Origin of the sequence: Pseudoalteromonas piratica, from assembly GCF_000788395.1 — a bacterium.
Taxonomy (GTDB): Bacteria; Pseudomonadota; Gammaproteobacteria; order Enterobacterales; family Alteromonadaceae; genus Pseudoalteromonas; species Pseudoalteromonas piratica.
In genome coordinates this window covers 1,563,341-1,575,116 of the sequence record NZ_CP009888.1, presented here as the reverse complement: position 1 = coordinate 1,575,116, position 11,776 = coordinate 1,563,341, and the positions used below count along the sequence as shown (strand labels likewise).

Genomic DNA, 11,776 nt, shown 5'->3' with positions numbered 1-11,776 from the left:
TTACTTCTCCGTCAACCCGGTTACTGATTCAAAAGTAACACGGTCACCGTGAAAGACATCTCGGGCTACTTTTTTGCCTAAGATATCGTCATAATATTGCGTGTGTAATCCAAACCCTGGTCTGACTGACTGAATATCATTTTCCGTTATTGTCGTACCTGAGACTAGATCTCGGCAAAAATACAGTGAACGTCTGGCAAGAAGGTTTTTCTGCGCTGACTGAGTAATTGCATAAGTTACTTTGCCGAGAGCTTGTTCAGCGTCTCTCACTGCTGAAACCATTTGGGCAAATTCTTTTTCATCTAAGGAAAAAAACGCATCTACAGATTCATCTGATTTATCCAATATAAAGTGTTTTTCAATGATCTTGCCACCTAACGCTATGCTCGTAATTGGCGAGACCAACCCTAACGTATGATCTGATAAACCTGACACACAGTTAAATCGAGTCGCAATATCTGCGATAGTATTCAAATTACATTCGGAAAATGGCGTAGGGTATGCTGTTGTGCATTTCAATATCGCCAATTGTTCACAACCATGTTGTCGAAGTGTTCTCACTGCTAGTTCAATATCGCTTAATTCAGCAATGCCAGTCGATAGAATAATCGGTTTACCGGTACTTGCGACCTTCTTCAGAAGTGGTATATCGGTAATTTCTGGCGAAGCAATTTTATAAGCCGGTGCATTAAGTGATTCCAATAGATCTACTGCGCTGGCATCAAAGGGAGAAGAAAAAATATCTATACCGATTCTGTTAGCTTCTGAAAATAAGGTTTCATGCCATTGCCAAGGTGTAAAAGCTTTTTCATAAAGCGAGTACAAAGAAACATGTTCCTGCCAAGGATTATCTGAAGGCAAACAAAAATCAGGCTTAGTTGAATTGAGCGTTATAGTATCAGCACGATAAGTCTGCAATTTAACAGCGTCAGCACCTGCCGCCTTTGCCGCATGCAATATTTCTATCGCCTTGTCTAAGTGACCGCCATGATTTGCGGACATTTCAGCAATGATATAGCAAGGTTCGTCAACGCCTATATTTCTGCCATTGATGATGAATTTACTCATTTAAATTTCCGGTAAGTTCTTGCGCTAGTGATATGGCTAAGCCTTCATTTCGTACTACATGCTGGTTAATCACTTTAATCTCTGGATGTTGATCGAAGTACGTTTTAACCGCGGCATAATCCATATTGTTGATATTGCTATTTCTTTGATACACAGCTTCGACAACCTGCCAATCTTCTTGCGTGTCTAAGGTAAAGCGGTAATGACTATCATCTTGCGTATTTGGCAACTCAACACAATGAAATCGATTTTCCTTATTTTCGTAAAAATGCAAGGTTACATGTTCTTGCTCAGACGGGCGCAACTTAGCAAGATCGAGCTTTGCTAATAAGCTGGCCTTAACAACTTCACAGTCTACCCCTTCTGCAAATTGTTCGCTTAAATAAGCATAATCTGCCCCGTGCAAGTTAAAGTAATGAATTAATTGATCACAGATTTCAAAATCAAGTAACGGGCTGTCACCAGTTATTCGTAAAACAGTGTCACATTGATAGTGTTGTAATGCTGCTTGAAAGCGCGCCAGTACATTGTTTTCATCACCTTGAAAAACCGAGATACCCTCGGCAGTAAGGTAATCAACTAGCACTTTATTTTCTGGGTTCGTTGATGTAAGTACCACAATTTTATCGATGTACTTGCAAGATTCTAAGCGACTAACAATATGCCTGATCACCGGCTGCCCATTAAGTGGCTTCATCACTTTGCCAGGTAACCTTGAAGATCCCATTCGGGCCTGAATAAATGCCGTCGTCCCCATGCTAGTTAAGCCTCTGAAAACCACTATGACATACTTGATTTTCAAGCAATGTTTCAAGTGCGACACCGTTATCCATCGCTTGCTTAATAAATATAAACACCTCTTCTACTGCCACTAAATATTTATCTACCAATTCTGGTGTATGGGCAATGGATAAATAGATGACATTACTTGCTAAGAAACCTCGTTTAAGCATTTCTTGGGTGAAGAGGGTTTTGGTTGCCAGCGGGTTCTCTCCTGGGAAGATAAATATTGGCACACTGTCTATACCAATAATACTTAGTTCAAACCCAGTGTCATTAATGATGGCCTCAAGCCCTGTTTTTAGATATTGCCCTGTTTGATTAAGTTGCAGAGGAACTTTTTCTTTTTCAAATACTTCCAGCGTTTTGAGTGCAGCAACAAAACCAACACGTTCAGTCCAATATGAACTACTAATAAAAGACAATTGAGCCGCATCCATTACATCATGCTTACCAATAACCGCACCAATTGGATGACCATTACCCAAGGCTTTACCAAGTACACAAATATCTGGCTCGATATCCCATAATAGATGCGATGCGCCGGTGTTTAAACGAAAGCCAGAAGAGATTTCATCAAAAACTAAAACAATATTATGTTGATCACACAGTGCTCTAACTTCGCGAATAAATGCAAGGTCAGGTTGCCCATGACGGAACACTTCCATCATAACGACTCCTAAACGCTCACCATGTTTTTCAATAATTTGCTTAAACCCTTGAATATCACCCTCTTTAAAGGGAATAGCAGAGCCTCCAAGTTGCTGTGGCACACCTGCCGGCTGCAGACCTGGTAGCAGTTGTTCATCAAGGTTTTCATTATTGATTATATTGGTTGCTAAGTACCAATCATGCCAACCATGGTAGCCACAAAAAGCGACCATATCACGTTTAGCATAAGCCCTTGCGATACGAATCGCTAACGCACAAGATTCGCCACCGGTGCGAGTAAAGCGTGCTGCGCCTGCCCAAGTATGTATCGCTAGTAACTTTTCAGCTAATGCCACTTCTTCTGGACAGTTTAGACTTGCCATACTGCCATTATGAATCGCGTCAACCACTGCTTGCGTAACCGCTGAATGAGCATAGCCTAAAGAACTCGTTCCGATACCCATAATAGAGAAATCATAATAGTGGTTATTGTCTAAATCCCAAATTTCACACCCTTTTGCTTTGCTATAATATGCAGGCCAGGCCTCTGGCAAAAACATTTCTGCACGCTTTGACAACAACTGATTGCCACCTGGAATGATTTGTTTTGCACGCTGCCAAAGCTTAGCGCCTGAATTTTCTTTAAGAGACAAAGTAAAAGCTCCACAATACGTTGTTTTTCAAGAGAACATCTGCAATATTTACACCAGCTTGATATCATTTAAGTGTAATAATAATGACAGCAATTAAAAAGCGCTTATTTATATTCGTATGCGATATTGGTGCTGCGCAAATTATCAGAACTGTGTTTAATAAGTTATCGGCGAAATTTGCGATAAGTTTATGTGTCAGCCAAAGTGCTACAAACTATTTTCAAAATTTTGCGAATATTCCTCACAAAGTGACAAAAACAAGTGATGAGGCACTAGCACAACTCAATACATTTCAACCCGAACTTGTTTTGCTCGGCACTAGCAATCAAAATCAAATTGAGCCTAATATTATAAAAGCCGCTAGGCGACTCGATATTAAAACTGTTTCCTTTGTTGATCAGTGGCAAAATTATCAAACTCGTTTTAAACAATTTAATAAGTTTGTTCTACCAGACAAGGTAATTTTGCCTGACAACAAAGCCTTAATAGAATTTAAAAACGAAATACCTGAGTATGCTGAAATAGCCTGTGGTGGGCAACCCTATTTAAGATCACTGACATTACGGCCACCAATGAGAAAGGTCAAAACGCCATCCGGTAATACACTCTTTATTAGCGAGCCAATAAGTAACACGTTAAGCCGTCAACAAATTCAGCAAATTTACGGTTATAACGAGAAAACAACATTCTTTGCAACTTTGAAAGTTTTAAGGCAATTACGTGCTAAGCACAACCTAAGTGTCAAATTTCACCCGAAAGAAAATAAACTAAAACGTAAAATACCGGCCTATAATTGCCGCAATAAAGCGTTTAGCCATCAACAGCTCATGCAGTATGATTTAGTGATAGGAATGGCGTCCACTTTGCTTATAGAAGCCTATTTACTCGGGTTAAACGTCTGCATTTTTCAACCACAAGTTAACTCACAGCCCGATCATTGTATGCTAAGTCGTTATGGGTATTTAAGGCGATGCATATCGAGTAGAGACTTACTGTTAGCAATAGGCCACAGAACTAAAAAACACAGACGATTGGATTTCTTAACAATTCACGATGATACGTTTATCTCGTTAATAAGCTAATTAACGCTGTTGAGTTCAAGGCTCATATATAGCCCATCAGGCGTTACTTTATATTTTACAAAGCCAAGCTTATTATACGCTTGCACCGCTGCACTATTCTCCTGCTCAACTCCTAGTAATATACGGTTGATGCCATAATGCTCGCGTAAGTAAATTGACGACGCCATAATCACTTCACCGGCAACCCCTTTGCCTCGCCAATCCTTCTCCCCAATTAAAATCCCCATAGTAGCTTGAGCTTTCGAGATATCAATCGGCTCATACTTAATATTTCCGATGTGAATACCTTGATAGAAAACCCCTAAAAACAGACAATTTTTATCTGTTTTTTTTTCGAGAATATATTCCTTTAATTGTGAAATTGTTTCTGCCTTTTTAGCAATAAACTGTTGAGTTGTTGTATCTTGAAACCAACTTAAATATCGCTCACTGGCATCAGAATCAGAAAGCTCTCTTAGATGAAATCTTTCAGTATCAATTTTCAATATTTTCAACCGAGGGTTTGCTGTAATCAAAACTATAATCACTCAACTGATTCCAGCGTTCGCGATAATAAGTAGGTGCTTGCTTCAAAAAATCAATCCAAAGTACAAGTGCGTCTGAATAGTAAGGCAATGCTTCTTCTGAGGTTCCGAAATTATAAAGTGCGCTTAGAAGTATTGAACTTGTGTACAAACATTCACCTTCTAAAATCAAGTATAAATGGGCGTATCGTGCTTCCTGTTTGAAAGAATACAAGAAACGAAGGCTAGCCAGTAAATTTTCCAACGCTTGCTCACGAGAGTTCATTGGTTGCTCTAAAATTTCAACCATACTGCTGCAGATACTCTCAAAAATATCAAAATCTAAATACTCTTTTGCATCTATACTTTTATCAAACGGCTTATAACATTCTTGTTTAATAAACTGAATTACATGTTGTTTTGTTGTTGGCTGTTGGTCGAGTAGTATATCCGAAGAGTGAAGAGGTAATGCTCCCTCAATTTTAGTACCATCACTACAATTATAACAATTTAAATGCGTTCCTTTGAATGACTCAAGCAGGCGCTCCATTTGCTCTTTGCCTGTATACATAAAGTGGTCTGTGATTACTTTTTTACCAAAGTTTCCTTCAACAACCATTTCATTACCCATCTTAAGAGGGTTATGAATAGTGGAACCTTTGTCATTGTAGTAATAACTAGCTTTAGAATGATGGTGATTTGGGTCTACATACCCATTATCAACACCAAATAAATAAATTTCTTTGAACTTTTTACTCGCGAAGAAACTTAGAGCTGTATTCCCCACCAACGGATTGCAATACCCCACAGTGGTCGTAATTTTCTGCGTTTTTATATACTCAGCAATGTGGTAAATGCTTGTTCCAGGTTCATTCCCTTTAAAACCAACTCCACACCATCCAAACAACTCAGGTACTTCAGGATACATAACATTAACTGTGATCAAACCTATTTTTTTGCGCTGCTCAGGTGTTATAAATGCTGTAAGAAAGTCCGCAGTTGCTTTTGTTCTCTCTAATGCAACATGGAAATCCGGTATGATACCTTGTTTGAGTAAAGCTGTAGTGGCAGAGTTACAAGATACCAAAACCACTTCATCCTTCATTGCTCGAATTACTTCGATATCCTTATCCAGTGATGGCCCATTTGCTACAATAAAGATAGGGAACTTTTCAATTTCAGTAGGCAGTTTGTCATGCTGAACCAACAAGTTAATATCTTTCTGTGTGTTTTCCAAAGTATGAGCAATGCTCATTAACGCATCATCAAAAAACCCCCAGCCCATAAAAAACTGATGAAAATTAATTTTAATTTTTTCAATTAACTCATTTACTTCTTGAGAGGGGTAATGTTGATAAAAGAATGAATTAGAAATGCTAAAAGCTCCCAAATATTGAGCTCTTCGGTATAACTCTTCATATAACTCTTCTTCCGGCACACCAATACCGATATAAAGCGCACTTCCTTGGTCGTCAATTCTCTTTAAATAATTAGCCCAGTCGAAACAAAATAAACTACCAAAGAAATAATCCTCATTGGGCTCAAATATATTAATATATGACGCTTTTACTTGTTCATTTAAATAGCTCAAGTGATACCCAAGGCCTACCCCAAAAATAATCACACTTGGAATTACATCATCAAGTTTGTTATTTGGAGGTAGCTCACTTTTAGCTTTGTTGTAAACAACACCAATACTTTTCAGAAGGTCTACATGAACAAAGTTAGTTTCGTTAGATAAATGTTCAATGACAGACTGATCTACTCTGCAAACCTCAGGAAGTGCAATCGCATCATCAACCTGCTTTTGACTTTGCAAAATTGGATCTTCGGAATAAAAAGGGACATTTAATTTAGTGTCAGTAATATTACCAGAGCCGTTATTGTTGACGAATAAATTGAATTTGTCAGTTGGCTGATAACTTACAAATCTTTCATATATATCAGGGAAATAATGTTTGAATGCCAATAAATTTGCTTCAAACTGCTTATTTGCTTGTTCTACGAACTTAGATTCACGTTCAATTTGAGATTTTGCATTATCAATAGAGGAAGCTAGTTGATTTATTTCCTGATCAATTGAAGACATATTCGCCTGCTACTTATGTTGAATGTACTTATTTATTTTAGTGTTATTTCGCTTGAACTGAGCTATTTCTTTGCTTAAAGATTTTTTATTTTCAGATATTTTAGTAACCAATTGCTCAAATAATCCAAATTGAGAAAGTAACGCTTTTTGTTCAATATCAGTCAAGTCTTGCCGATTAATTTCAAATTCAAACTTTTTCTTGAATTCACTAAGCCTATCGATTGCTGTCTCATAGCTACTTTTTTCTATATCTGAAGTAAGCTGACTTAATATTTTTTCAACGTTATCCGACACTTGCGTTAGCTTCCCCATTCAGGGTTTGCTCTCTAACATCCACTGGAATAGCATCCCACCCAAGCTTTATTTCTTTAATTAAATTAGAAACTTCTTCTACTATTTCTGGATCATTTTTAATACTTGCATCAATTAATCGGTCAAGCATGTAACTGTAAAGAGCATATAAGTTTTCTGTAACATCACCACCCACTTCAAAGTCAATACAACCTCTAAGTGCCTCAATAATTGCGCTTGCTTTAGAAAGGTGCTCTGCTTTAGCTTCTAAGTTCTGTCTTTCTATCGATACTTTAGCCATGACTAATTTTTCAATTACACCAGCCATTAACATTTGTATCAATTCATAACGGTCAGCACCAGCAACTTGGGTTTTTAGTGCTTCTTTTTGGTAGTTTTTTACTTTGGCATTATACATTATCTTTTACCCTACTTTTTAGCTGAAGTGAAACCAGGCAAACTTGCAAGTTGCGCACTCAAATAAGACTGCGTTGATTGCATTTCCGCGAGTAGTACATCCAATGAAGAATATTGCTTTCTGAGTCGAATCTCGAGTTGCTCCATTCTATATTCATGATTTAATATATCTTCTTCCATATCATCTAGTTGCTGATTTAAAGAAGAAGAACGTTCCTTGATGATCCCTTTTGAATCAATATAATTATCAATCAAGCCTTGAAACTGTTTTGCTATGCCATTATCACCGGCAAATGCTTCACCAACCTTGTCATAATAATTATCTAATGAATCATTAACACTTCTGACGAGTGTGGATTTCTCAAGGTAACCATCTTTGTCGATACCTAAACCAATATCAAATATCGTGCCAAAAGGCTCAAGGCCAGTTAAATTTGTACCAAGAATGCTTGTCAACTGATTGTCTAATGAGCGCATTGAAGCATCACCATTTAACGGATTCCCAATGCGTGTTTGAAATCCGATATTGCCAATCAAGTTATTGTAGTTTGCTATAAATTCATCTATGAGAGTGTTAACTGAAGCTTTATCGTAATCAACATTAATACGAGCTGTTTCGTTATTTTCACTTACTTTTTTTGCTGTGATAGTCATGTCTTGGACAGCATCAGTAAATGTATTAGAATCATTGGTTACTGTTATGCCATCAACTTTGATGATTGCATCGGTCGCTTGGTCCGAAGCGGCAATTGCTAGCCCACCGGCACCACCACCATTTGCCACAGTGGAAACGGCATCTAACTCGGCTGTATTATTACTTACGACCAAGTCATTTCCTGTACCCGTTTTGTTTGAGGTTAAAACCAGTTTTGATTCAGAACCGGTGTTGATAATGTTAGCAATAACGCCAAAGTTGGAATTTTCATCATTAATAGCATTACGAACATCTTCAAGCGTTGCCCCAGCGTCTAAGACAACATCAAAACTTGAGCTGCCAGCAGAAAAGGTTAATGTTCCACCTGTCGCAGTGACAACATCGGTACTTGCAGTAAACCCAGTATTAGAAACTGCACGACTACCTTGAGCCAATTGCACGACCTCAATATTAAAATTTCCAGCGGTTGAATTTTTGGTTGTAGTTACACCAATGATATCCCCGGATGAAGGTTGAGTAATAGAGGCGGTACGTTTATTAAAGTTATCAATATCACTTAACTTTTTGACAGTGGATTCAAGTTGGGAAATTGCCGAACTGATAGTATCAATAGAGCTTAACTCTTTTTGAAGTGACTCTTCTTTTGTGGCGAAAGCTTGAAGTTTAGGAATATTCTCAGCATCGAGAGAAGCTTTAATTATGCTTTCCAAATCTAAACCAGAGCCGACTCCTGCTGATGTAATACTTGCCATGATTCAACCTCTTTAAAATTCACTTCAGTTCACTCTATACAGAATCGTTAAATAAGATCCCTGTTTGAGTATTTAATTTATCGGCCAAATTTTCAAAAGCTTTAGCAACCTCCCGTATTTCCTGTGGAGGAATTTCGCGTATCACTTCATCATTTGACTTATCAATCACTTTCACCACAGGTGGCTCACCAAGTTCATCAAACTCAAAAACTAAGTTTGTCGAACTAACAGGTATAAAGTCATTAATTTTCTTTAAGTTTTCTTTAATTTCTTCAAAGAAATTTTGTTCTTGCTCACCGACTGAGCTAGTTTCAGGTCGCACAATTACTTGTGCAGGACTTTTCTCATCATTAGCACGATCCGTACCAATAACTGGTGTCGCTTCTTGTTTTATAGGTGCGTTATTAGTGTCGAATACACTCGTCAGTGGTTCTTGAATAGTATTCATAACAATATCCTCTTTTCACAAGTATAGCTTAAGCTGATTGCAAAGCGTTTAAATGCCTGTGTAATCAGCTTAAGCGAGTCGTTTAGCCAAGTAAAGAAAGGGCCACTTGTGGTCTTTGATTCGCCTGGCTTAAGATTGACGTACTTGCCTGCTGTAAGATCTGATTACGAGTTAACGCAGCAGTTTCCGCAGCGAAATCTGTGTCACGAATACGTGAGCGAGCAGCGCTCAAGTTTTCAGAAACATTCGCTTGATTTCGAATTGACGATTGGAAACGGTTTTGAACAGCACCTAATTCTGCACGTTTTTTATCAACAACGGCTATCAAAGAGTCCATACCAGCAAGCGTTACTTGAGCGTTTACTTGGCTTGAAACACTAATTGCAGTTGCGATAAAAGACGCTGCAAAAGTATCTGTTGTCAGCGCAGCACCACCAATATCTGATGCACCTTCTGCTAGAGTTGATAAACGCTGACCAGTTACCGCACTTGCAACACCAGCGATACCTGATAATGTAAAGCCACCATTTGCACTAATACTGTTTATTGCAGCAGTACCACCAACATTCTGCATAGAGAATCCAATGGTCTGTACAGCATCAGCACCAACTTGGAAGTTTGCATCATAACTACCGTCTAGAAGATTTTGGCCACCAAATGTCGTATCTTCAGCAACACGATTCACTTCAGACGAAAGCTGGCGAATCTCTTCTTGCAGTGCTAAACGGTCTTCATCAGTGTTTGAACCATTTGATGCTTGTTGTGCCAATGTACGCATACGTTGAAACATACCCGTAATTTCATCCATCGCACCTTCAGCTGTTTGCGCTAATGAAATACCGTCATTGGCATTTCGAATACCTTGGTTTAAGCCATTAATCTGGCCAGTAAGCCGGTTTGAAATCTGCATACCAGCAGCATCATCTTTTGCACCATTAATGCGTAAACCTGATGACAATCGCTGGAACGAAGTATCAAGGTTTGTACCTGACTGACTTAATTGTCTTTGAGCGTTTAAAGAGCTCACATTTGTATTTACATATAAAGCCATAATTGCCTCCGCTTTATTAACTAAAGTGCAATTTAAATAAGTACCCCTACTTATTTAAAATGCCCAAATTAGAATCCTAAATTAGGTGTTCTAGTCGGCTTATCGACATCTTTAGAATTTGCTTTAGCAATTTTTTTAATTTTTTTTACTGGCATAAAAAAAGCCCCTGAAAAGGAGCTTCTTAATAAGAAATAATATTAGCCTTGAAGCAAACTTAATGCAGCTTGAGGCCTTTGGTTTGCCTGGCCAAGAATTGTTTGGCTAGCCTGTTGTAATATCTGTGCTCGCGTTAATTGCGCAGTTTCCATTGCAAAGTCAGCATCTTTAATTCGTGATTTTGCTGCACTTAAATTTTCTGCAATATTCGCTTGGTTACGAATGGTCGATTGGAAACGGTTTTGCACCGCACCTAGTTCTGAGCGCTTTTTGTCGACCACGGCAATTAATGAGTCAACACCAGCCATCACAATTTGAGCATTTGTTTGCGTTGATACACTAATTGCAGTAGCAATAAACGCAGCAGCAAAAGTATCTGTAGTCAGAGCTGCACCAGCTATATCCGATGCGCCTTCTGCAAGAGTTGATAAACGCTGCCCTGTAACTGCACTCGCAATACCTGCTATTCCCGACAGGGTAAAGCCGCCATTAGCACTTAAACTGTTAATCGCTGCTGTACCACCTACGTTTTGCATACTAAAACCAACTGTTTGAACAGCATCTGCACCTATTTGGAAACTAGCTGCATAACTGCCATCAAGAAGATTTCGTCCACCAAATGTCGTATCTGTTGCCACCCGGTTGATTTCTTCAGAAAGTTGACGTATTTCTTCTTGAAGTGCCAATCGGTCTTCGTCGGTATTTGAACCATTTGCTGACTGCTGAGAAAGTACGCGCATACGCTGCAACATGGTTGTCATTTCATCCATCGCACCTTCGGCAGTTTGCGCAAGTGAAATACCGTCGTTCGCGTTTCGATTACCCTGATTCAAGCCCAGAATTTGCGATTGAAGACGGTCAGAAATCTGAAGACCAGCCGCATCATCAGCTGCACTATTAATTCTTAAACCAGAAGACAAACGTTTAAAGGCCGTATCTAAATCACCGCCTGATTTATCTAGTTGGCGCTGGGCATTTAGCGAGCTTACATTTGTATTTACATATAAAGCCATAATCTTACTCTCTCTATCTCTTTTTTTATGGTTAGATATGAGTAACCCGGTAAACGCAGTACAATCGCACCACTTGCAACAATGCCATTAGGGTCTAGGAAAATATTTGCCTACTTTCATACAAAAGCGGCAATTAACCACCTAACTTTTCCTACATATCTTGTTCA

At 38.7% G+C, this 11,776-nt stretch carries 12 protein-coding genes; 1 reads left to right on the top strand and 11 read right to left on the bottom strand.

All coding sequences use genetic code 11. The annotated features are described in order from the left end of the window. From pseI to OM33_RS07150, 3 genes are read right to left on the bottom strand one after another with little or no spacing between them, the layout of a single operon-like run. Nucleotides 1–1,068, bottom strand: a complete 1,068-nt coding sequence (gene pseI / locus OM33_RS07160; protein WP_038640401.1) for a pseudaminic acid synthase — start codon at nucleotides 1,066–1,068, stop codon at nucleotides 1–3. Next, nucleotides 1,061–1,825 carry a cytidylyltransferase domain-containing protein gene (locus OM33_RS07155; protein WP_038640400.1) on the bottom strand — a complete coding sequence of 255 codons (765 nt, stop codon included), beginning with the start codon at nucleotides 1,823–1,825 and terminating at the stop codon, nucleotides 1,061–1,063. Before OM33_RS07155 ends, pseI begins: the two co-directional genes overlap by 8 nt. A gap of 1 nt (nucleotide 1,826) precedes the next feature. Then, entirely contained in the window at nucleotides 1,827–3,152 is a 1,326-nt protein-coding gene (locus tag OM33_RS07150; protein WP_038640398.1) for an aminotransferase class III-fold pyridoxal phosphate-dependent enzyme, read from the bottom strand. Between the two features lie 83 nt (nucleotides 3,153–3,235). Between OM33_RS07150 and OM33_RS07145 the strand changes: the two genes are divergently transcribed. Continuing rightward, complete coding sequence (locus tag OM33_RS07145) at nucleotides 3,236–4,234, top strand: hypothetical protein (RefSeq protein ID WP_038640397.1); 999 nt, start codon at nucleotides 3,236–3,238, stop codon at nucleotides 4,232–4,234. On the opposite strand, the gene OM33_RS07140 is transcribed toward OM33_RS07145, so the two are convergent. The 8 genes from OM33_RS07140 to OM33_RS07105 all read right to left on the bottom strand — a co-directional run bounded on the left by OM33_RS07140 (nucleotide 4,231) and on the right by OM33_RS07105 (nucleotide 11,609). Continuing rightward, nucleotides 4,231–4,719, bottom strand: a complete 489-nt coding sequence (locus tag OM33_RS07140) for a GNAT family N-acetyltransferase (protein ID WP_038640395.1) — start codon at nucleotides 4,717–4,719, stop codon at nucleotides 4,231–4,233. The two genes, OM33_RS07145 and OM33_RS07140, sit on opposite strands and share 4 nt — an antisense overlap. Next, nucleotides 4,709–6,826 (bottom strand): motility associated factor glycosyltransferase family protein, encoded by a 2,118-nt coding sequence (locus OM33_RS07135; protein ID WP_038640394.1) that lies wholly within the window; start codon nucleotides 6,824–6,826, stop codon nucleotides 4,709–4,711. Before OM33_RS07135 ends, OM33_RS07140 begins: the two co-directional genes overlap by 11 nt. A 9-nt stretch (nucleotides 6,827–6,835) precedes the next feature. Next, nucleotides 6,836–7,120 (bottom strand): hypothetical protein, encoded by a 285-nt coding sequence (locus OM33_RS22500; RefSeq protein ID WP_038640392.1) that lies wholly within the window; start codon nucleotides 7,118–7,120, stop codon nucleotides 6,836–6,838. Continuing rightward, on the bottom strand, nucleotides 7,110–7,535 hold the full coding sequence (fliS, locus tag OM33_RS07125) for a flagellar export chaperone FliS (RefSeq protein ID WP_038640390.1): 426 nt from the start codon (nucleotides 7,533–7,535) through the stop codon (nucleotides 7,110–7,112). The genes OM33_RS22500 and fliS overlap by 11 nt, the downstream gene beginning before the upstream one ends. Nucleotides 7,536–7,546: 11 nt before the next feature. Next, on the bottom strand, nucleotides 7,547–8,941 hold the full coding sequence (gene fliD / locus OM33_RS07120) for a flagellar filament capping protein FliD (RefSeq protein WP_038640389.1): 1,395 nt from the start codon (nucleotides 8,939–8,941) through the stop codon (nucleotides 7,547–7,549). A gap of 34 nt (nucleotides 8,942–8,975) precedes the next feature. Next, nucleotides 8,976–9,389, bottom strand: a complete 414-nt coding sequence (locus OM33_RS07115; RefSeq protein ID WP_052140930.1) for a flagellar protein FlaG — start codon at nucleotides 9,387–9,389, stop codon at nucleotides 8,976–8,978. A gap of 82 nt (nucleotides 9,390–9,471) precedes the next feature. Beyond that, a complete protein-coding gene (locus OM33_RS07110) occupies nucleotides 9,472–10,440 on the bottom strand; it encodes a flagellin N-terminal helical domain-containing protein (protein ID WP_038640387.1) in 969 nt (322 codons plus the stop codon). A gap of 197 nt (nucleotides 10,441–10,637) precedes the next feature. After that, nucleotides 10,638–11,609: a flagellin N-terminal helical domain-containing protein gene (locus OM33_RS07105; RefSeq protein WP_038640385.1), complete on the bottom strand. Its 972-nt coding sequence runs from the start codon at nucleotides 11,607–11,609 to the stop codon at nucleotides 10,638–10,640. Nucleotides 11,610–11,776 lie beyond the last annotated feature (167 nt).